This is a genomic window from Pseudomonas sp. NFACC25 (assembly GCF_900100935.1).
Taxonomy (GTDB): domain Bacteria; phylum Pseudomonadota; class Gammaproteobacteria; order Pseudomonadales; family Pseudomonadaceae; genus Aquipseudomonas; species Aquipseudomonas marginalis.
On record NZ_FMUC01000012.1, the window covers coordinates 43,034 to 62,750 of the forward strand.

Here is a 19,717-nt window from a genome sequence, read left to right on the forward strand (position 1 = left end):
GCTGAATATCGAATAAGGTTTGCCAGATGCTGATTATCCCCGCTATCGATCTCAAGGACGGCGCCTGCGTCCGTCTGCGCCAAGGCCGTATGGAAGACTCCACCGTGTTCTCCGATGATCCGGTGAGCATGGCTGCCAAATGGGTGGAAGGGGGCTGCCGGCGTCTGCATCTGGTGGACTTGAACGGCGCCTTCGAAGGCCAGCCGGTCAACGGCGAGGTGGTCACCGCGATCGCCAGGCGCTACCCGAACCTGCCGATCCAGATCGGCGGCGGTATCCGCTCCCTGGAAACCATCGAGCATTACGTCAAGGCTGGCGTGAGCTACGTGATCATCGGCACCAAGGCCGTGAAAGACCCGGCCTTCGTCGCCGAAGCCTGCCGCGCGTTCCCGGGCAAGGTGATCGTGGGCCTGGACGCCAAGGATGGTTTCGTCGCCACCGACGGCTGGGCTGAAATCAGCACCGTGCAAGTCATCGACCTGGCCAGGCAGTTCGAAGCCGACGGCGTGTCCGCCATCGTTTATACCGACATCGCCAAAGACGGCATGATGCAGGGCTGCAACGTGCCGTTCACCGCGGCGCTGGCGGCGGCGACGAAGATTCCGGTGATCGCTTCCGGCGGCATTCACAACCTGGGTGACATCAAGTCGCTGCTGGACGCCAAGGCGCCAGGGATCATCGGCGCCATCACCGGCCGCGCGATCTACGAAGGTACCCTGGACGTCGCCGAAGCCCAGGCTTACTGCGATGCCTACAACGGCTGAGGACTGACCATGGCGCTGGCCAAACGCATCATCCCTTGCCTGGACGTCGACAACGGTCGCGTGGTCAAGGGCGTCAAGTTCGAGAACATCCGTGACGCCGGCGACCCGGTGGAAATCGCCCGTCGCTACGATGAGCAGGGTGCCGACGAGATCACCTTTCTCGACATCACCGCCAGCGTCGACGGCCGCGACACCACGCTGCATACCGTCGAGCGCATGGCCAGCCAGGTGTTTATCCCGCTGACCGTGGGCGGTGGCGTGCGCACCGTGCAGGACATCCGCAACCTGCTCAATGCCGGTGCGGACAAGGTCTCGATCAACACGGCTGCGGTGTTCAACCCGGAGTTCGTCGGCGAAGCCGCGCAGCACTTCGGCTCGCAATGCATCGTGGTCGCCATCGACGCCAAGAAAGTCTCCGGCCCGGGCGAAACCCCGCGCTGGGAGATCTTCACCCATGGCGGTCGCAAGCCGACCGGCCTGGACGCGGTGGAGTGGGCGATGAAGATGGAAGGCCTGGGCGCCGGGGAAATCCTGCTGACCAGCATGGACCAGGACGGCATGAAGAACGGCTTCGACCTGGGCGTGACCCGCGCCATCAGCGATGCGCTGGGTATTCCGGTGATCGCCTCCGGCGGTGTCGGTAACCTGCAACACCTGGCCGACGGCGTGATCGAAGGCCATGCCAGCGCGGTGCTGGCGGCGAGTATTTTTCACTTTGGCGAATACACCGTTCCCGAGGCCAAGGCCTACATGGCGGCGCGCGGTATCGTGGTTCGCTAAACGTTGCTGGACACCATGGCAGGCGCGCGGCACTCTCTGCGCTTGCCATGGATTCCGGTAGCCTTCATGTTCAAGACCCTGCTGCTTGCCCTCGCCAGCGCCTCCATCTTCATGGTGAGTGCGGCCCACGCCGAAGAGCCGTCCGACGCCTCCCTGGTGTTGCTGACGGAAAATTTCCCGCCCTACAACATGGCCAAGAACGGCAAGAACTTCGCCCGGGACGAGAACATCGAAGGCATCGCCGTGGACATCGTGCGGGAAACCTTCAAGCGTGCCGGCATTTCCTACAATCTCACCCTGCGTTTTCCCTGGGAGCGAATCTACAAGCTCGCCCTGGAGAAACCCGGCTATGGCGTGTTTGTGATGGCGCGCCTGCCGGATCGTGAAGCGCTGTTCAAGTGGGTCGGCCCCATTGGCCCGGACGACTGGGTGCTGCTGGCCAAGGCCGACAGCAAGATCCAGCTCGACGACCTGGAGCACGCGCGCCGCTACAGGATCGGCGCCTATAAAGGCGATGCCATCGCCGAGACCCTGGAGAAGCAGGGCCTTAACCCGGTGGTGGTGTTGCGTGACCAGGACAACGCGCAAAAGCTCGTGGATGGCCAGATCGACCTGTGGGCCACCGGCGACCCGGCCGGACGTTACCTGGCGCGCCAGGTCGGTGTGACCGGGCTCAAGACTGTGCTGCGGTTCAACAGTGCCCAGTTGTACCTGGCGCTGAACAAGGATGTGCCGGATGAGACGGTGGCCAGGCTGCAGGCAGCGTTGGATCAGTTGCGCTCTGAAGGGCGGGTGGAACAGATCATGGCGGACTATTTGTAGCGGTAGACGCCGTTCTTGCCGTGCCCCGCCATGGCTTGATTGCTGCGCACACTGATCATCAGCTTGATATCAATCCACTCGATACCCTGGGCCTGGAGCTTGGGCAATTCGCGCTCGAGCACCGCCAGCGTCTGCGGATAGGGGTGGCCGATCATCACCGCCGAACCCTGTTTATGCGCCAGCTTGATCGCGGTTTGCAGCTGCGTGGCAATCGCCGCTTCGGTGCGCTCATCATCGAGGAATACATCCCGCGAGACATGGGCCAGGCCGATCTTCTGCGCCTCGGCGGCGGCCACGGTCTGTGCGCTGGTGCGGCTGTCGACGAAGAATTTGTTGCGCCGCTGCAGTTCCGCCATCAGCCAGGCCATGGCGGCCGGCTGGGCGGTCATGCGACTGCCCATATGGTTATTGATGCCGGCGGTGTAGGGCACGGCCTTGAAGGCGGCGTCCAGGCGTTGGCCAAGTTCTTCGAGGGAGAGTTCAGGGTGCCAGGCGAACGGGCCGGTGGCGGGGTCCATGGGCATGTGCAGGATCACGATCTTGCCGGCCTTGTGCGCTTCGCGGGCGAATTCGGCGGCGTGGGGCGTGTCGGGCATGATCGCCGTGGTCACTGGCCCAGGCAGGGCCAGCACGCGACGATCCCGGGGCAGGTTTTGCCCCAGGTCGTCGATGATAAGGGTCAGGTAGGCTTTGTGGGATTCGCCGGCAGGGGTCGCTTGCGCGACCCCTGCCAGGCTGCACAGCACAGCGATGATCAGGGCAACACGCATATCAACGGCTGCGCGTAATGCTCAGGCCCTTGAGCAGGCTCAGCGCCTGGGCCAACTGGTAGTCATCGTCCTGCGGCATCGGCTTGGCTTTCTTGCTGCTGCCGGTTGGCTGGTCGGCACCGCCGTTGCCATTGCCCAGGTGACCTTGCAGGTCGGCTTCCTTGTAGTACTCGCTGTCGATTTCGTTGGTGATCTTGGCCTTGCGCACTTCGATGTCCGGCACGATGCCCTGGGCCTGGATCGAGCGGCCGTTCGGCGTGTAGTACAGCGCGGTGGTGATCTTCAGGGCGCGATCGTTGTTCAGCGGCAGCACGGTTTGTACCGAGCCTTTGCCGAAGCTGGTGGTGCCCATCAGCACGCCGCGCTTCTGGTCTTGCAGGGCGCCGGCGACGATTTCCGAGGCCGAGGCGCTGCCGCCGTTGATCAGCACGGCCAATGGCACGTTCTCGCTGAGGTCGTTGCCGGTGGCCGAGAAGCGCAGCTCGGAGTTGGCGATACGGCCCTTGGTGTAGACGATCAGGCCCTTGGTGATGAAGTGGTCGACCACTTCCACCGCCGACTGCAGCACGCCGCCCGGGTTGTTGCGCAGGTCGAGCACGATGCCGCTGAGTTTCTTGCCGTTGTCCTTGCGCAGCTTGGCCAGGGCCTTGGCCACTTCGTCGCCGGTCTTGACCTGGAACTGGGTGATGCGGATGTAACCGTAGCCCGACTCCAGCAGCTGGCTCTTCACGCTCTTGACCACGATGGTCGCGCGGGTGAGCGTCACGTCAAACGGGTTGCCGCCGTCGCGCACCAGGGTCAGGGTGATTTTCTGGCCGATCTTGCCGCGCATCTTGTCGACGGCTTCGGTCATGGTCTGGCCGCGGGTCGGCTGGCCGTTGATCTTGACGATAAAGTCACCGGCCTGGATGCCGGCCTTGGACGCCGGAGTGTCATCGATGGGCGAGACCACCTTGATATTGCCGTCTTCGGCGCCGACTTCAATGCCCAGGCCGCCGAATTCACCGCTGGTGCTTTCCTGCAGCTCGGCAAAATCTTCCGGACCCAGGTAGGCGGAGTGCGGATCAAGGTTGCTGAGCATGCCCTTGATGGCATTCTCCAGCAGGGTCTTGTCGTCTACAGGTTCGACATAGGCGGCCTTGATCCGGTCCATGACCTCGGCAAAGGTGCGCAGCTCGTCCAGCGGCAATGGCGCCTTGGTGGTCGCGGCCGTGGCGGCGGGTGCAGCCGGGGCGGCCTGGTCGGCAAAAGCCAGAGGCGCGCCGATGACCAGGGCGATCGTCAGGGCCAGCGAAGTGAGGCGGGACAAATGCAGCATGTCGAACGAACTCCTAATGTAGATGCGACCCTATCCTTGGGACCGGCACCATTGTGCGGGATCGCTCGGGCGACCCTGCTGACGAATAGCGAAGTACAGCGCCGGGGTGTCCTGGCCACCACTGTTACCGACAGTGGAGATGGATTCACCGGCTTTTACAACATCACCTGCCGACTTGAGTAACGTCTGATTGTGGCCATAAAGGCTTAAATAGCCATTACCGTGGTCGAGAATCACCAGCAAGCCGGCGCCCCGCAGCCAATCGGCAAACACCACGCGCCCGCCATGTACGGCGTGGACCTGGCTGCCGGCAGAGGCGCTGATCATCACTCCGTCCCACTTGGCGCGGGTATCATCGCCCCGGGTTTCCCCAAAGCGTGCCAGCAGTCGACCATCAACCGGCCATGGAAGTTTGCCGCGGGCTGAAGCAAAAGGCCCGCCGAACGACTCGCCGGCACTGGAAACCAGCGGGCCAGGGGCGGCATGTGCCGGTTTGCGCGGCGCCGGGGCATCGCTGGTGGCTGCCAGTTCGGCCTCACGCTGGCGCTTTTTTTCCGCTTCCTGCTGGGCGATCAGCGCTTTCTGTCGCGCTTCTTCGGCCTCGCGTGCCTGGCGTGCCAGGGTTTCTTCGATGGTCTTGAGCACTTTGGCCAGGTCGACCTGGTCCTGCTCGCGGGCCTGCAGCTTGGCGTCGCGGGCCTTCACGTCGTCATTGAGCTTGGCCAGGGCCAGCTGGCGCTCCTTGCGGACCTTGTCCAGCTCGTCGCGCTGGGCGTTGAGGCTGGCTTTCTGGTCCTCCAGCTGCGACTGCTGGTTGGCGATTTCCTGTTCGACGTTGGCCAACTGGCGCAGGGTCTCGTTGAAGCTTTTCAATTGCTCCAGGCGGGCCTTGCTCAGGTAGTCGTAGTAGGTCAGGGTGCGCGCGAATTTCTCCGGGTTCTGCTGGTTGAGCAGCAGCTTGAGGTATTCCTGGCGGCCGCTCTGGTAGGCGGCGCGGGCCTGGATCGCGATCAAGCGTTGCTGTTCAACGCGTGCGCTCTGGAGTTTTTTTTTCTCAGCGTCGAGTCGCTCCAGTTCCGACTCGCTCTTCTTTAGTTCTTTTTGCAGCTCCTGGACCTGCTTCTCCAGCTTGCCCATTTCGGTTTCCGTGCCGCGCAGGTCTTTCTGCACCCCGGATTTTTCTTCCTGGAGCTTGCCGAGCAGTTTTTTCAGCTCGGTAATGTCCTGACGCGTAGCGTCCAACTGTTGTTGAGTTTGTGCGCGCTCGTCGGCAAACGCCGGTTGGAGCAGGCAGACAAGAGCGAGGGTAATCAAGGCGCGAAGCATAGAGGCGGGCGACACCAGGGAAAGGGACGGCCTAGTATGCCCGCCAAGCGCTGCAAAAAAAACGCCCAATTCGGCCTGGAAGGCAAGATAGGTGCCGAGTGGCGGTGGTATGGCAAAAAGACATCTACCAAACGCCGGAGATCCAATGTGGGAGGGGGCTTGCCCTCGATTGCGGTGTGTCAGCTGAATAGGTGTTGGCTGACCCACTGCTATCGGGGGCAAGCCCCCCTCCCACACTGTTGTTTAGATCAGACCAGGATTGAGGTGCCAGTCATCTCTTTCGGCTTCTCCAACCCCATCAGCATCAGCATGGTCGGCGCCACATCCGCCAGTACGCCGCCTTCACGCACTTTGAAGTCGCGCTTGCCTACATAGATGAACGGCACCGGCTCGGTCGTGTGAGCCGTGTGAGCCTGGCCGGTGGTTTCGTCGGACATCTGCTCGCAGTTACCGTGGTCGGCGGTGATCAGCGCTTCGCCGCCGACTTTTTCCAGGGCCTCGACAATGCGGCCGACGCACAGGTCCAGGCATTCCACGGCCTTGGTCGCAGCTTCCAGGTTGCCGCTGTGGCCGACCATGTCACCGTTGGCGTAGTTGACCACGATCACGTCGTAACGCTGGTGGTCGATGGCGTCGACGATCTTGTCGGTGACTTCCGGCGCGCTCATTTCCGGCTGCAGGTCGTAGGTGGCGACTTTCGGCGAAGGGATCAGGATGCGTTCTTCGCCTGGGAACGGTTCTTCACGGCCGCCGGAGAAGAAGAAGGTGACGTGGGCGTATTTCTCGGTTTCGGCAATACGCAGCTGGGTCTTGCCGTTCTTCGCCAGGTAGTCGCCCAGCACGTTGTCCAGGCTGCCGGCAGCAAACGCTGCGGGGGCCGGGATGCTGGCGGCGTATTGGGTCAGGCCGACGTATTGGACTTTTGGCTGGCGCGCCCGCTCGAATTCCTTGAAACCGTCTTCGACAAACACACGGCTCAGCTCGCGGGCACGGTCGGCGCGGAAGTTCATGAACACCACGGCGTCGCCGTCTTCGACCTTGACCGGCTCGCCGAGGGTGGTGGCCTTGACGAATTCATCGCTCTCGCCGCGGGCGTAGGCGGCTTCCAGGCCTTCCTGGGCGGTGGCGGCGTGGAATTCGGCCTGGCCGTCGACGATCAGGTTGTAGGCCTGGGACACGCGGTCCCAACGGTTGTCGCGGTCCATGGCGAAGTAGCGCCCCACCAGGCTGGCGATGCGTCCCTTGCCCAGGGCGGCGAAGGTGGCGTCCAGCAGCTCGATGGAGGATTGCGCGCTTTTTGGCGGGGTGTCGCGACCATCGAGGAAGGCGTGCAGGTAGATCTTGTCGGCGCCGCGCTTGAAGGCCAGTTCGGCCATCGCCACCAGATGGTCCTGGTGACTGTGTACGCCGCCGTCGGACAGCAGGCCCATGAAGTGCACGGCTTTGCCGGCGGCCACGGCTTTATCTACCGCTGCGCAGAGGGTCGGGTTCTCGAAGAACTCGCCATCGCGGATCGATTTGGTCACGCGAGTGAAGTCCTGATAGACCACTCGTCCGGCGCCGAGGTTCATGTGGCCGACTTCCGAGTTGCCCATCTGGCCGTCCGGCAGGCCCACGTCCATGCCCGAGCCGGAGATCAGGCCGTTGGGCACCGTCGCGGTCAGGCGGTCGAGTACGGGCTTCTTGGCCGCATACACCGCGTTGTCGTGGTGGCTTTCACTGTGTCCGAAGCCATCGAGAATTATCAGGACCAAAGGTTTAGGCGTAGTAGTCATAGATCCTCTCGCGGCGGTAATAAAGGAAGGCAATTGAAAAGGGAGTGGCAGTTTAAAGCGAAGTTCCGACCACGTCACCGCCTTACGGGGGTTGGCCCCCCCTGACGGCTGTGTATACTTACCGCCATTTTAACGCCCTGGAACCTCCTTGATGGTTGATCACCTGATTGCATTTGCCACTGCCCACTATCTGCTCGTGGGTGCCTTCGTCATCCTGCTGGCGCTGCTGATCGCTCACGAATTGAGCCGTGGTGGCCGCAGCCTGAGCACGTCGGAGCTGACCGCGCTGGTCAACAAGGATGAGGCCATTGTGGTGGATATCCGCCCAGTCAAGGATTTCGCCGCCGGCCACATCGTCGGTGCCCTGAACATTCCTCAGGACAAGCTGATCGCGCGCCTGGCCGAGCTGGAAAAGCACAAGGCCAAGACCATCATCCTGGTCGACGCCCAGGGCCAGCACGCCGGTACCCACGCCCGCGAGATGCTCAAGAGCGGTTTCACCGCCGCCAAGCTGTCCGGTGGCATCAGCAGCTGGCGCGCCGATAACCTGCCGCTGGTGAAGTGATATGAGCCAGGTTGTCGTATATTCCAGCGATTGGTGCCCTTACTGCATGCGGGCCAAGGCCCTGCTGGAGAAAAAGGGCGTTGCCTTCGAAGAGATCAAGGTCGATGGCAAGCCCCAGGTGCGTGCCGAAATGGCCCAGAAGGCGGGGCGCACGTCAGTGCCGCAGATCTGGATCGGCGCCAAACACATCGGTGGTTGCGACGACCTGTTTGCCCTGGAGCGCGCCGGTAAACTCGATGCGCTGCTGCTCGTCTGACTCCTAACCCCTAAAAGACCCCAAGATCAAGAAGGATCTGCGATGACTGACCAACAGAACACCGAAGCAGCAGAAGCCCAAGGCCCACAATTTTCGCTGCAGCGTATCTACGTGCGTGACTTGTCGTTCGAAGCGCCGAAAAGCCCGGCTATCTTCCGCCAGGAATGGACCCCAAGCGTTGCCCTGGACCTGAACACCCGTCAAAAGGCACTGGAAGGCGATTTCCACGAAGTCGTGCTGACCTTGTCGGTCACCGTCAAGAATGGCGAAGAAGTGGCCTTCATCGCTGAAGTGCAACAGGCCGGTATCTTCCTGATCCAGGGCCTGGACGAAGCGTCCATGAGCCACACCCTGGGTGCGTTCTGCCCGAACATCCTGTTCCCGTATGCCCGCGAGACCCTGGACAGCCTGGTCACCCGTGGTTCGTTCCCGGCGTTGATGCTGGCTCCAGTGAACTTCGATGCTCTGTACGCCCAAGAGCTGCAGCGCATGCAACAGGAAGGCGCGCCGACGGTTCAGTAATCTCGAACCCGACGCAGAACCCAATGTGGGAGGGAGCTTGCTCCCGATGGCGGTGGATCAGTCACGTAGATGTCGACTGACACTCCGCCATCGGGGGCAAGCCCCCTCCCACATTTGTTATGTGTGTTACTTGAAGCCGAGTTGGCGCCAGCCTTCGTAGACGGCCACGGCGACGGTGTTCGACAGGTTCAGGCTGCGGCAGCCTTCGCGCATCGGCAGGCGCAGGCGATGCCCGTCCGGCAGGGCGTCGAGTACGTCGGCCGGCAGGCCGCGGCTTTCCGGGCCGAACAGGAAAGCGTCGCCTTCGGCGAAGCTGGCATCATGGAACGGTCGCGAACCCTTGGTGGTGAACGCGAACAGCCGTGGGTGGCCCAGGCTTTCCAGGCAGCTGGCCAGGTCGGCATGGCGCTGGAGGGTGGCGTACTCGTGGTAGTCCAGGCCGGCACGGCGCAGGCGTTTGTCGTCCATGTCGAAGCCCAGGGGCTCGATCAAATGCAGGTGGCAGCCACTGTTGGCGCACAGCCTGATAACGTTGCCGGTATTCGGCGGAATTTCTGGTTGAAAAAGGATGACGTGAAACATGCACGGCTCCGAAGGCAAAGATGCGCTGCATTCTACCCCTGAAGAAGACCCAAGGCCGAAGCTAATGCCGAGGGTCATGGGCTCATTGGCGATTGTCGGCCTGATGGTGGGCCTGATGATCGGTCGCCTGACCACCCCTGACCCGGTCGAGTTGCAGCAGATAGAGACGGCGGCGGACGGTGTTGTGGTGTGGTTCAACCGCGAACCCAAGCTGCACGGCGAGCACATCGACGGCACCGTGGCGCTGTTGTTCGATGCACAAGGCAAGGCCGCCAGCGGGCAGCTCAAGGTCAACGACAAGGATGTGAACTGGCGCGTGCGCAAGACCGATGCGGGCTTGCTGCTGAACCTGGTGGCGGCTCGGCCGTTGCGCGGGGAGTGGAAGGGCGAGGAGGTGGATGACCGCTGGCGGCTGGAGATCCATCTCCAAGAGCAATAAAAGAGGGAGTTCCCGGCCTGCCTGTACCAGGGCTCCCAAAACGGGGTGAAGCCAGAGGCTTCGGTGTTAAAGAGGGAATCCCCGGCCTGCCTGTACCGAGGTTCCCGAAAGCGGTGTGGAGCGCGACGCGGTTCGCATCAAGCACCCCGGGTGTAAAGAGGGGATTCTCGGCCTGCCTGTACCAAGGTCCCCGAAACTGGGTTGTACTGGGGTTATTGCAGGGCGCGTGCCAGAGTGGCTGAGTTGTGCCAAAAAATTTCTCCAGAAAGCGCAAAGCCCCGGAATACGGGGCTTTGGTGTTTTCGGGGTTCAGCATTTTCTTAACAAAACGCATGTTTCGGGCTTGGAACGTGTGCGCGATGCTAGAACAGGGTGCATTGAAGCGGTGCACGGTTCTGAGTCCGTGTGGGGGGCCAAATGTGAGAGGGGGCTTGCTCCCGATGGCGGAGTGTCAGTCGATATCTATCTGACTGATCCACCGCCATCGGGAGCAAGCCCCCTCCCACATTAGACCTCGGTAGATTGGAGATCAGGCGTCGTCGCCCTCATCGTCATCCCCACCATCGACCTTCATGCCCAACTCCTTGATCTTGCGTGTCAGGGTATTGCGACCCCAACCCAGCAACACGGCGGCATCGCGACGGCGGCCGGCGGTGTGCTTGAGGGCGGTTTCGATCATGATCCGCTCGAAGGCCGGCACGGCGCTGTCCAGCAGGTTCGACTGGCCGCGTGCCAGGGCCTGGTCGGCCCATTGGCGCAGCGCCTGTTCCCAGTTGGTCACCGGGGCCGAATCCTGCGGCAGGCTCAGCAGTTCCGGCGGCAGGTCGCCGATATGCACTTCGCGGCCGGACGCCATCACGGTGATCCAGCGGCAGGTGTTCTCCAGCTGGCGCACGTTGCCGGGCCACGGCAGGTTCTTCAGGTATTCCTCGGTCTCGCTTTTCAGCAGCTTCGGCTCGACGGCCAGCTCCTGGGCGGCGCGGCTGAGGAAGTGGCGGGCGAGGGTCGGGATATCTTCGCGGCGGTCCGACATCCGTGGGATGTGGATGCGGATCACGTTGAGACGGTGGAACAAGTCTTCACGGAACTTGCCGGCGTGCACCAGGGTTTCCAGGTTCTGGTGAGTCGCGGCGATGATGCGCACATCGACCTTGACCGGTGTGTGCCCGCCCACGCGGTAGAACTCGCCGTCCGCCAGTACGCGCAGCAGGCGGGTCTGGGTGTCGGCCGGCATGTCGCCGATTTCATCGAGGAACAGCGTGCCGCCGTCCGCCTGTTCGAAGCGGCCGCGACGCAGGTTGGCTGCGCCGGTGAATGCGCCTTTCTCATGGCCGAACAGCTCGGACTCCATCAGGTCCTTGGGGATCGCCGCCATGTTCAGCGCGATAAACGGCGAGGCCGCCCGCGGGCTGTGGCGGTGCAGGGCGTGGGCCACCAACTCTTTACCGGTACCCGACTCGCCGTTGATCAGCACGGTGATGTTGGAATGGCTCAAGCGCCCGATGGCGCGAAACACTTCCTGCATCGCCGGCGCTTCACCGATGATTTCCGGGGTGCGGGTCAGGGTCGGCGGAGCTTCCTGGTTCTGCTGTTCCTGGGCGTGCTGGTTGGCGCGCTTGACCAGCGCCACGGCCTCGTCCACGTCAAACGGCTTGGGCAGGTACTCGAAGGCGCCGCCCTGATAGGACGCGACAGCGCTGTCCAGGTCCGAGTGCGCCGTCATGATGATCACCGGCAGGCGCGGGTGCTGCTCGCGAATCCGCGCCAGCAGGTCCAGGCCACTGGCGCCGGGCATGCGGATGTCGGAGATGATCACGTCGGGCTGCTGGCGCGCCAGGCGGCTCATCACCCCGTCGGCGCTGTCGAAGCTCTGGGTGGTCATGCCTTCCTGTTGCAAGGCTTTCTCGAGGACCCAGCGGATAGAACGGTCGTCATCGACGATCCACACAGTTTCACTACGGCTCATGTCGATGGGGCTCCTTGTTCCAGAGGCAGAAAGATCGAGAATGTGGTGTGGCCGGGATGGCTCTCACATTCGATCAGACCCTGGTGCTGGCTGATGATGTTCTGGGTAATGGCCAGGCCCAGCCCGGTACCGTCCGGGCGGCCGCTGACCATGGGAAAGAAGATGGTTTCCTGAAGTTCCGCAGGAATGCCCGGGCCGTTGTCGATGATCTCGACCTTGGTCACCAGGCGATGGCGCACGTGGCCGATGGTGAACTGGCGCAGGGCGCGGGTGCGCAGGCTGATGCGGCCAAGGCGCAGCTCGTTCTGGCTGCTGATGGCCTGCATGGCGTTGCGCACGATGTTGAGCACCGCCTGGATCATCTGCTCGCGGTCGATCAACACGTCGGGAATGCTTGGGTCGTAGTCGCGCACCAGGGTGATGCAGCCCTGGCTTTCGGCTTCTACCAACTGACAGACGCGCTCCAGAACTTCGTGCACGTTGGTCATCGCCAGCGACGGCAGCTTGTTGGAGCCGAGCATGCGGTCCACCAGGTTACGCAGGCGGTCGGCCTCTTCGATGATGACGTTGGTGTAGTCCTTGAGGTGCTCGTCCGGCAGTTCACGGGCCAGCAGCTGCGCCGCGCCGCGAATGCCGCCCAGCGGGTTCTTGATCTCATGGGCCAGGCCGCGCACCAGCATCTTGCTGGTCTCCTGCTTGGACAGCTGGGCTTCTTCCTTGGTGATGCGCAACAGGCGGTCGCGGGGGTGCACTTCGAGCAGCAGCAGCGTGGCGCCGTTGCTCAGGATCGGGGTCACGGCGTAGTCGACGGTCAGCGTCTGGCCGGTGAGTGCCGTGAGCATCGCTTCACGCTTGGTGAACGGGTGTGCCTGCTCCACTGCCTGGCGCAACGAACTCAAGGCTTCGGCCGACTCGGTGAACAATTCGCTGATGAACTGCCCATGGCTGCGCTGACCGCTGATGGCCAGGAGCATCTCTGCCGCCGGGTTCATGTACTCAAGGCGCAGGTCGTCATTGAGCAGGATGGTCGCGGTGGTCAGGTTGTCGAGTAGCAAACGGTGCAGTGCATCGCTGATGGTCATCGGGACCTCTTTTGGAGCAAGGCGCGGGCTTGAGGCACACGCTGATACAAGGAAAATGCAAAAACCAAACCAAGGCTCCGAAAAGAAGCGTGAATCCCCTGAAATAAGGGATTAAGGCGCGAAACTGTGGCGTTCTGCCAGCCCGCTCGGGAAGTTTCGAACCAAAATGGTGTGAGTCAGTGGGAAGGGTGCGGGATGTCGCACCAATATAGTGCGGTTTTGTGAAGGTTGTTCAGGAAGTGCCGAATTCACACAAATCCAATGTGGGAGGAACTCCCACATGTTCGGCTCGGGTTACAGCTTCAGTCTTTGTGGATACATAGCTCGGCCGTGGCGCGAATCATCGCCAGTTGCCGCAACGGGTCGTTCAGTGGTTCATGCACCGCTTCAGCCAGCCATTGAGGGCACTGCGGGTCGCTGCGTTGTGGCGTGAAGTCCGCGAGCTGTTGCAGCAGGCGTTTTTGCAATTGATCCAGCTGCGGGCGGATCTGCTTCACCAGGTCCGGGCGCGGGTCGTCGGGTGCCTTGCCCTGGAACTGCCAGTCGGACAGGTGGGTGTACTGCACCAGCTTGTTTGCCTCGATCTGCGCCGAGAAAAATTGCTCGGCGGCGGCGGGCTCCAGTTGGTAACTCGGTGCCTGGGCAATGACGCTGGCGAGCACGTCCTGCTCGCGCTTTTTGTCTTCTACCGGTTTTTTACTGTCCCATTTGCTCAGGGCCACCTGGTCGGCAATGGCCAGGCGTTCGGCGATGCTGTTGAGCAATGGCGCCAGTGTCGGCGGTGCAGCGAATGCACTGGCGCTGGCGAACAATAAAGTGAATGCGAGTAGACGCTTCAAGAGGTGACCTCCTAGGGTGCGGGCAAAAAAAAGACCTCCCGAAGGAGGCCTTTTTCATCACGCTGCGTCAAGCAGCGCTACCGGATCAGCAGCTGTAGTACAGCTCGTATTCCAGTGGGTGTACGAAGGTGCGTACTTTGATTTCTTCTTCGCTTTTCAGCTCGATGTAGGCATCGATGAAGTCGTCGCTGAATACGCCGCCTTTGGTCAGGAACGCACGGCCCTTGTCCAGCTCTTCCAGGGCTTCTTTCAGGCTGCCGCACACTTGTGGGATCTCTTTGGCCTCTTCAGGCGGCAGGTCGTACAAGTTTTTGTCGGCGGCGTCGCCAGGGTGGATCTTGTTCTGGATACCGTCCAGGCCGGCCATGACCAGGGCAGCGAAGGCCAGGTATGGGTTGGCTGCTGGATCCGGGAAGCGAGCTTCGATACGGCGAGCGCGCGGGCTGGATACGTAAGGAATGCGGATCGAGGCGGAACGGTTACGAGCCGAGTAGGCCAGCATGACCGGTGCTTCGAAACCTGGGACCAGACGCTTGTAGGAGTTGGTCGACGGGTTGGTGAAGCCGTTCAGGGCCTTACCGTGCTTGATGATGCCGCCGATGAAGTACAGAGCGGTGTCGGACAGGCCGGCATAACCTTCGCCAGCGAAGGTGTTCTTGCCTTCTTTGGCGATGGACAGGTGAACGTGCATGCCCGAACCGTTATCGCCGTACAGCGGCTTAGGCATGAAGGTAGCGGTACGGCCGTAGGCATCAGCCACGTTGTGTACGCAGTACTTCAGGGTCTGGACTTCGTCAGCCTTGGCCACCAGGGTGTTGAACTTAACGCCGATTTCGTTCTGGCCGGCAGTCGCCACTTCATGGTGGTGAACTTCGATGACCAGGCCCATTTCTTCCATGGCGTTGCACATGGAGGTACGGATTTCGTGGTCGTGGTCGAACGGCGGAACCGGGAAGTAGCCACCTTTGATGCCTGGACGGTGGCCTTTGTTGCCGCCTTCCACGTCCTGGTCGGACATCCACGAACCTTGTTCGGAGAAGATCTTGAACATGGAGCCGGAGATGTCGGACTTGAACTTGACCGAATCAAAGATGAAGAATTCCGGCTCCGGGCCTACGAATACGGTGTCGCCGATACCGGTCGACTTCAGGTATTCCTCGGCACGCTTGGCGATCGCACGTGGGTCGCGGTCGTAGCCTTGCATGGTCGAAGGCTCGATCACGTCGCAGACGATGATCAGGGTTGGGTCTTCGGTGAACGGGTCGAGAACGGCAGTGCTGTCGTCCGGCATCAGGATCATGTCGGAGGCTTCGATGCCTTTCCAGCCAGCGATGGAGGAGCCGTCGAACATTTTGCCTTCTTCGAAGAAAGCATCATCCAGCGCGTCGCGAGCCGGCATGGTCACGTGGTGCTGAGTGCCTTTGGTGTCCGTGAAGCGCAGATCAATCCATTTAACGTCATGATCTTTGATGAGTTGAACCGACTTCGACATAGTGTCCTCCGGGTGGCTTCGGGCTGGGGTAGTGGAGTTAGCCCTTAGAATGTGGGTGATGCCGGCGCGGATAGTCCGCCATGGCAACCTGCCTCACAAGAGAGCAAATTGCATGCCAGTGCGCCAACATGGGTTTTTTGCTCCAAAAACGCCCCTATAAAGGTGCATTGCGACAAATGCCGGAAATTAGCGCACCGCAATGTGGCGCGCGCGAGTGCAAATGCACCTCTTTAGTGCGAGTCGAGTGTTGTGCATATTAACTGGTTAAACCTTGAGCGATTTCCGCTATAATCCGCGCCCCCCTTTTTCGGCAGGCCCTGCGCGCGCTGTTTCCATGAAATTAATCGTTAAAGTCTTTCCCGAGATCACCATCAAGAGCCGACCGGTACGGATGCGTTTCATCCGTCAGTTGGCCAAGAACATCCGTGCCGTGCTCCGCGATCTGGACCCGGCTGTGGTGGTGAACGGTGTGTGGGACAACCTCGAGCTGGAAACCCGCCTGACCGACGCCAAAGCCTTGAAGGACATGACCGAGCGCCTGAGCTGCATGCCGGGTATCGCGCATTTCCTGCAGGTGGATGAGTACCCGCTGGGGGACTTCGACGACATCACCGAGAAATGCAAACGGCACTTCGGCGACAGCCTTGAAGGCAAGATTTTTTCGGTGCGCTGCAAGCGTGCCGGCAAGCACCCGTTCAGTTCCATGGACGTCGAGAAATACGTCGGCAGCAAGCTGCGTCGCGAGTGCGGCGCCGCCGGAATTTCCCTCAAGGCGCCGCAAATTGAAGTGCGCATGGAAATTCGCGACCAACGGTTGTTTGTGATTCACAGCCAGCACGACAGCATCGGCGGCTACCCGCTGGGCGCCCTGGAACAGACCCTGGTCCTCATGTCCGGCGGTTTCGATTCCACGGTGGCGGCCTACCAGATCATGCGCCGCGGCCTGATGAGCCACTTCTGCTTCTTTAACCTGGGCGGGCGTGCACACGAATTGGGCGTGATGGAAGTTGCGCACTTTATCTGGAAGAAGTACGGCAGCTCCCAGCGCGTGCTATTTGTGAGCGTACCGTTCGAGGAAGTGCTGGGCGAAATTCTCGGTAAAGTCGATAACAGTCATATGGGCGTAGTTTTGAAGCGTATGATGTTGCGCGCTGCGTCCCGAATCGCCGATCAGTTGCAGATCGACGCGCTGGTGACCGGTGAAGCGATTTCCCAGGTTTCCAGCCAGACGCTGCCGAACCTGTCGCTGATCGACTGCGTGACCGAGAAGCTGGTACTGCGCCCGCTGATCGCCAGCCACAAGCAGGACATCATCGACTTGGCAGAAACAATCGGCACCGCCGACTTTGCCAAGCATATGCCTGAATACTGCGGGGTCATTTCGGTGAACCCCAAGACCCACGCCAAGCGCAACCGCGTGGAGTACGAAGAACAACAGTTTGATATGGCGGTTCTGGAGCGTGCGCTCGAGAACGCCAAGCTGGTCCCGATCGATCGTGTTATCGACGAACTGGGCCAGGATGTGCAGATCGAAGAAGTCAGCGAAGCCCTGGCCGGCCAGATCGTCATCGACATCCGTCACCCGGATGCCGCTGAAGATGAGCCGCTGGAAATCGCCGGCATCGACGTACAAACGCTGCCGTTCTATGCATTGAACGCGCGTTTCAAGGAACTGGATAACAGCCGTCAGTACCTGCTGTATTGCGACAAAGGCGTGATGAGTCGCCTGCATGCCCACCATTTGCTCAGTGAGGGGCATGCCAATGTGCGCGTTTATCGACCGAGCTAAGAGCCCGGGGCTGTTTGCCTGTGGCCTGCGTCACCGGCCCCCCGACTCTGCCGTCAAGCTGTAACGGCAAGGCCTGACTCTACTGTTAATCGCTGCCACGACCTGTCAGCACACCGAATCCTCTGATCGAGATACACAAGTGATCGAAAATCTACGTAACATCGCCATCATTGCCCACGTTGACCATGGTAAAACCACCCTGGTAGACAAACTCCTGCGTCAATCCGGCACCCTGGAGCGCAACGAGCTCAACGACGAGCGCGTGATGGACTCCAACGACCAGGAAAAAGAGCGCGGTATTACCATCCTGGCAAAAAACACCGCCATCAACTGGAACGGCTACCACATCAACATCGTGGATACCCCGGGCCACGCCGACTTCGGCGGCGAAGTAGAACGCGTAATGTCGATGGTTGACTCCGTTCTGCTGCTGGTTGACGCTCAAGACGGCCCTATGCCGCAAACCCGTTTCGTGACCAAGAAGGCGTTCGAAGCCGGCCTGCGTCCGATCGTGTGCATCAACAAGGTTGACCGTCCGGGCGCGCGTCCGGACTGGGTTCTGGACCAGATCTTCGACCTGTTCGACAACCTGGGTGCCACCGAAGAGCAACTTGATTTCCAAGTGATCTACGCTTCGGCCCTGAACGGTATTGCCGGTCTGGAACACACCGCCATGGCGGAAGACATGACCCCGCTGTACCAGGCGATCGTTGACCACGTTCCACCACCGAAGGTTGACCGTGACGGTCCGTTCCAGATGCAAATCTCGGCACTGGACTACAACAGCTTCCTGGGTGTTATCGGCGTTGGCCGTATCGCCCGTGGCAGCGTCAAGCCGAACACCCCGGTTGTCGCTATCGGCGCCGACGGCAAGAAGCGTAACGGTCGTATCCTGAAGCTGATGGGTCACCACGGCCTGCACCGCATCGACGTTGAAGAAGCCTTCGCCGGCGACATCGTGTGCGTCAGCGGCATGGACTCGCTGTTCATCTCCGACACCCTGTGCCAGCCGGACACTGTCGAGGCAATGAAGCCTCTGACCGTTGACGAGCCAACCGTTTCCATGACCTTCCAGGTAAACGACTCGCCTTTCTGCGGTAAAGAAGGCAAGTTCGTGACTTCCCGTAACATCAAGGAACGTCTGGACAAAGAGCTGCTGTACAACGTTGCACTGCGCGTTGAAGAAGGCGACTCGGCTGACAAGTTCAAGGTTTCCGGCCGTGGTGAGCTGCACCTCTCGGTACTGATCGAAACCATGCGTCGCGAAGGCTTCGAAATGGGCGTTGGTCGTCCTGAAGTGATCATCCGTACCGTTGACGGCGTGAAGCAGGAACCGTTCGAAAACGTCACCATCGACACCCCTGAAGAATCCCAGGGCAAGGTCATGGAAGAGATGGGCCTGCGTAAGGGCGACCTGACCAACATGGTGCCGGATGGCAAAGGCCGTGTGCGTCTGGAATACAACATCCCTGCTCGTGGCTTGATCGGTTTCCGTAACCAGTTCCTGACCCTGACCAACGGTGCTGGCATCCTGACCTCGATCTTCGATCGCTACGACACCATGAAGTCCGGCGACATGTCCGGCCGTCAGAACGGTGTCCTGGTATCGGTAGAAACCGGCAAGGCGCTGACCTACTCCCTGGAAACTCTCCAGGCGCGTGGCAAGCTGTTCGTTGAGCACGGTCAAGAGATCTACAACGGTCAGATCGTTGGCCTGAACAGCCGTGACAACGACATGGGCGTCAACCCAACCAAAGGCAAGAAGCTCGACAACATGCGTGCTTCGGGTAAAGACGAAACCATCGCCCTGGTTCCACCTGTTCGCTTCACCCTGGAACAGGCCCTGGAATTCATCCAGGACGACGAACTGTGCGAAGTGACGCCGAAGTCGATCCGCCTGCGTAAGAAGATCCTGGACGAAGGCGAGCGTACCCGCGCTGCCAAGAAAGCCAAGAACTGAGTTAACTCAGGCTGAATGAAAAACGCCCCCGGTCGAAAGGCCGGGGGCGTTTTTTTATGCCTGCAGTTTCTGTGGTGGCTGTACTGGCCTCATCGGGGGCAAGCCCCCTCCCACCTTTGAATGTGTTCACAGATCAAAATGTGGGAGGGGGCTTGCCCCCGATAGGGCCCTTGAGAGCCCCACAAAACCCGAATCAGAACTTGTCGAGGGTCTTGAATTTGGTCTCGCGCACCACTTCCTTCGGCTTGTACGCGCAATACCCCGGGCGCGGCCCGATCTTCGGGTGGTTGCGGCAAGTATCCGGGCGCTTGTCATAAATAGTGCAGAAGCGCGTCTTACGATCCAGGTACAGGCAGTCGTTGTTGCTCATGCGCTGCAGGGTAAAAATCTCGGATTTGTTGTTGTAGCGCTCGACGATGCCTTCCTTCTGCAACCGCTTGGCGATGTTCTTCGGCGGGTCGCCGCGCTCGAACTCATCGACGATGCCAATGCGGATCAGGTCCTTGATCTTCACCTCAACCGGCAGCGTGCAGCAGCTGGACACGCAGCCGCCGCACATATGGGCGGAGTATTTCTGCCAAGTCTCGAGACGGTCGAGTTCCGCGGCGGCGATCAGTTGAGGCTTCATCAGGGTTCCAAAAGGTGGGGCGGTATCCGGGCGCGCGATCAT

The 19,717-nt window shown here is 60.9% G+C and carries 19 protein-coding genes; 9 read left to right on the forward strand and 10 right to left on the reverse strand.

Features of this window, described 5'->3' with window-relative positions:
* The first annotated feature begins 26 nt into the window (after positions 1 to 26).
* The 3 genes from hisA (at position 27) to BLQ09_RS23445 (ending at position 2,366) form a co-directional block, all read left to right on the forward strand.
* Positions 27 to 764 carry a 1-(5-phosphoribosyl)-5-[(5-phosphoribosylamino)methylideneamino]imidazole-4-carboxamide isomerase gene (gene hisA, locus BLQ09_RS23435; protein WP_027605077.1) on the forward strand — a complete coding sequence of 246 codons (738 nt, stop codon included), beginning with the start codon at positions 27 to 29 and terminating at the stop codon, positions 762 to 764.
* 9 nt (positions 765 to 773) lie between these two features.
* Positions 774 to 1,544, forward strand: coding sequence for an imidazole glycerol phosphate synthase subunit HisF (hisF, locus tag BLQ09_RS23440; RefSeq protein ID WP_003171107.1), 771 nt, complete (start codon positions 774 to 776; stop codon positions 1,542 to 1,544).
* Positions 1,545 to 1,610: 66 nt separating this feature from the next.
* On the forward strand, positions 1,611 to 2,366 hold the full coding sequence (locus BLQ09_RS23445) for a substrate-binding periplasmic protein (protein ID WP_027605076.1): 756 nt from the start codon (positions 1,611 to 1,613) through the stop codon (positions 2,364 to 2,366).
* On the opposite strand, the gene BLQ09_RS23450 is transcribed toward BLQ09_RS23445, so the two are convergent.
* The 4 genes from BLQ09_RS23450 to gpmI all read right to left on the reverse strand — a co-directional run bounded on the left by BLQ09_RS23450 (position 2,357) and on the right by gpmI (position 7,555).
* A complete protein-coding gene (locus tag BLQ09_RS23450) occupies positions 2,357 to 3,136 on the reverse strand; it encodes a divergent polysaccharide deacetylase family protein (RefSeq protein WP_027605075.1) in 780 nt (259 codons plus the stop codon). The genes BLQ09_RS23445 and BLQ09_RS23450 overlap by 10 nt on opposite strands.
* Before the next feature lies 1 nt (position 3,137).
* A complete protein-coding gene (locus tag BLQ09_RS23455) occupies positions 3,138 to 4,454 on the reverse strand; it encodes a S41 family peptidase (RefSeq protein ID WP_027605074.1) in 1,317 nt (438 codons plus the stop codon).
* A gap of 30 nt (positions 4,455 to 4,484) precedes the next feature.
* Positions 4,485 to 5,780 carry a murein hydrolase activator EnvC family protein gene (locus tag BLQ09_RS23460; protein WP_092358717.1) on the reverse strand — a complete coding sequence of 432 codons (1,296 nt, stop codon included), beginning with the start codon at positions 5,778 to 5,780 and terminating at the stop codon, positions 4,485 to 4,487.
* Positions 5,781 to 6,028: 248 nt separating this feature from the next.
* Positions 6,029 to 7,555: a 2,3-bisphosphoglycerate-independent phosphoglycerate mutase gene (gene gpmI, locus BLQ09_RS23465; protein ID WP_027605072.1), complete on the reverse strand. Its 1,527-nt coding sequence runs from the start codon at positions 7,553 to 7,555 to the stop codon at positions 6,029 to 6,031.
* Positions 7,556 to 7,706: 151 nt separating this feature from the next.
* On the opposite strand from gpmI, the gene BLQ09_RS23470 reads away from it, so the two are divergent.
* The 3 genes from BLQ09_RS23470 to secB are packed head-to-tail and all read left to right on the forward strand — an operon-like array spanning position 7,707 to position 8,898.
* Positions 7,707 to 8,120: a rhodanese-like domain-containing protein gene (locus BLQ09_RS23470; protein ID WP_027605071.1), complete on the forward strand. Its 414-nt coding sequence runs from the start codon at positions 7,707 to 7,709 to the stop codon at positions 8,118 to 8,120.
* 1 nt (position 8,121) lies between these two features.
* A complete protein-coding gene (gene grxC / locus BLQ09_RS23475; RefSeq protein ID WP_010213876.1) occupies positions 8,122 to 8,376 on the forward strand; it encodes a glutaredoxin 3 in 255 nt (84 codons plus the stop codon).
* Positions 8,377 to 8,418: 42 nt separating this feature from the next.
* Complete coding sequence (gene secB / locus BLQ09_RS23480; RefSeq protein WP_014716520.1) at positions 8,419 to 8,898, forward strand: protein-export chaperone SecB; 480 nt, start codon at positions 8,419 to 8,421, stop codon at positions 8,896 to 8,898.
* A 126-nt stretch (positions 8,899 to 9,024) separates the two neighbouring features.
* Here the strand turns inward: secB and BLQ09_RS23485 are convergent, their stop codons facing one another.
* The gene (locus BLQ09_RS23485) at positions 9,025 to 9,480 is read right to left on the reverse strand and encodes a tRNA (cytidine(34)-2'-O)-methyltransferase (protein ID WP_046070509.1); all 456 of its coding nucleotides are present in this window, start codon (positions 9,478 to 9,480) and stop codon (positions 9,025 to 9,027) included.
* Here BLQ09_RS23485 and BLQ09_RS23490 point away from each other — a divergent pair.
* The gene (locus BLQ09_RS23490; protein ID WP_092358719.1) at positions 9,479 to 9,919 is read left to right on the forward strand and encodes a hypothetical protein; all 441 of its coding nucleotides are present in this window, start codon (positions 9,479 to 9,481) and stop codon (positions 9,917 to 9,919) included. The two genes, BLQ09_RS23485 and BLQ09_RS23490, sit on opposite strands and share 2 nt — an antisense overlap.
* Before the next feature lie 529 nt (positions 9,920 to 10,448).
* Here BLQ09_RS23490 and ntrC read toward each other — a convergent pair.
* From ntrC to glnA, 4 genes are all read right to left on the reverse strand, one after another.
* On the reverse strand, positions 10,449 to 11,885 hold the full coding sequence (gene ntrC, locus BLQ09_RS23500) for a nitrogen regulation protein NR(I) (RefSeq protein WP_027605069.1): 1,437 nt from the start codon (positions 11,883 to 11,885) through the stop codon (positions 10,449 to 10,451).
* Positions 11,882 to 12,967, reverse strand: coding sequence for a nitrogen regulation protein NR(II) (gene glnL, locus BLQ09_RS23505; protein ID WP_024072896.1), 1,086 nt, complete (start codon positions 12,965 to 12,967; stop codon positions 11,882 to 11,884). Before glnL ends, ntrC begins: the two co-directional genes overlap by 4 nt.
* A gap of 302 nt (positions 12,968 to 13,269) precedes the next feature.
* Complete coding sequence (locus tag BLQ09_RS23510) at positions 13,270 to 13,806, reverse strand: chorismate mutase (RefSeq protein WP_027605068.1); 537 nt, start codon at positions 13,804 to 13,806, stop codon at positions 13,270 to 13,272.
* A gap of 85 nt (positions 13,807 to 13,891) precedes the next feature.
* Positions 13,892 to 15,298, reverse strand: coding sequence for a glutamate--ammonia ligase (gene glnA, locus BLQ09_RS23515; protein WP_024072899.1), 1,407 nt, complete (start codon positions 15,296 to 15,298; stop codon positions 13,892 to 13,894).
* Between the two features lie 334 nt (positions 15,299 to 15,632).
* On the opposite strand from glnA, the gene thiI reads away from it, so the two are divergent.
* Positions 15,633 to 17,087, forward strand: coding sequence for a tRNA uracil 4-sulfurtransferase ThiI (gene thiI / locus BLQ09_RS23525; protein ID WP_065940748.1), 1,455 nt, complete (start codon positions 15,633 to 15,635; stop codon positions 17,085 to 17,087).
* Between the two features lie 139 nt (positions 17,088 to 17,226).
* Positions 17,227 to 19,047: a translational GTPase TypA gene (typA, locus tag BLQ09_RS23530; RefSeq protein WP_024072901.1), complete on the forward strand. Its 1,821-nt coding sequence runs from the start codon at positions 17,227 to 17,229 to the stop codon at positions 19,045 to 19,047.
* Positions 19,048 to 19,240: 193 nt separating this feature from the next.
* Here typA and BLQ09_RS23535 read toward each other — a convergent pair whose 3' ends face one another.
* On the reverse strand, positions 19,241 to 19,675 hold the full coding sequence (locus tag BLQ09_RS23535; protein WP_024072902.1) for a YkgJ family cysteine cluster protein: 435 nt from the start codon (positions 19,673 to 19,675) through the stop codon (positions 19,241 to 19,243).
* Between the last annotated feature and the right edge of the window lie 42 nt (positions 19,676 to 19,717).

Excerpts from the sequence above, each read along its gene's own strand:
- hisA (WP_027605077.1), top strand. The coding sequence starts at position 27 with ATGCTGATTATCCCCGCTATCGATCTCAAGGACGGCGCCTGCGTCCGT.
- hisF (WP_003171107.1), top strand. The coding sequence starts at position 774 with ATGGCGCTGGCCAAACGCATCATCCCTTGCCTGGACGTCGACAACGGT.
- BLQ09_RS23445 (WP_027605076.1), top strand. The coding sequence starts at position 1,611 with ATGTTCAAGACCCTGCTGCTTGCCCTCGCCAGCGCCTCCATCTTCATG.
- BLQ09_RS23450 (WP_027605075.1), bottom strand. The coding sequence starts at position 3,136 with ATGCGTGTTGCCCTGATCATCGCTGTGCTGTGCAGCCTGGCAGGGGTC.
- BLQ09_RS23455 (WP_027605074.1), bottom strand. The coding sequence starts at position 4,454 with ATGCTGCATTTGTCCCGCCTCACTTCGCTGGCCCTGACGATCGCCCTG.
- BLQ09_RS23460 (WP_092358717.1), bottom strand. The coding sequence starts at position 5,780 with ATGCTTCGCGCCTTGATTACCCTCGCTCTTGTCTGCCTGCTCCAACCG.
- gpmI (WP_027605072.1), bottom strand. The coding sequence starts at position 7,555 with ATGACTACTACGCCTAAACCTTTGGTCCTGATAATTCTCGATGGCTTC.
- BLQ09_RS23470 (WP_027605071.1), top strand. The coding sequence starts at position 7,707 with ATGGTTGATCACCTGATTGCATTTGCCACTGCCCACTATCTGCTCGTG.
- grxC (WP_010213876.1), top strand. The coding sequence starts at position 8,122 with ATGAGCCAGGTTGTCGTATATTCCAGCGATTGGTGCCCTTACTGCATG.
- secB (WP_014716520.1), top strand. The coding sequence starts at position 8,419 with ATGACTGACCAACAGAACACCGAAGCAGCAGAAGCCCAAGGCCCACAA.
- BLQ09_RS23490 (WP_092358719.1), top strand. The coding sequence starts at position 9,479 with ATGCACGGCTCCGAAGGCAAAGATGCGCTGCATTCTACCCCTGAAGAA.
- BLQ09_RS23485 (WP_046070509.1), bottom strand. The coding sequence starts at position 9,480 with ATGTTTCACGTCATCCTTTTTCAACCAGAAATTCCGCCGAATACCGGC.
- ntrC (WP_027605069.1), bottom strand. The coding sequence starts at position 11,885 with ATGAGCCGTAGTGAAACTGTGTGGATCGTCGATGACGACCGTTCTATC.
- glnL (WP_024072896.1), bottom strand. The coding sequence starts at position 12,967 with ATGACCATCAGCGATGCACTGCACCGTTTGCTACTCGACAACCTGACC.
- glnA (WP_024072899.1), bottom strand. The coding sequence starts at position 15,298 with ATGTCGAAGTCGGTTCAACTCATCAAAGATCATGACGTTAAATGGATT.
- thiI (WP_065940748.1), top strand. The coding sequence starts at position 15,633 with ATGAAATTAATCGTTAAAGTCTTTCCCGAGATCACCATCAAGAGCCGA.
- BLQ09_RS23535 (WP_024072902.1), bottom strand. The coding sequence starts at position 19,675 with ATGAAGCCTCAACTGATCGCCGCCGCGGAACTCGACCGTCTCGAGACT.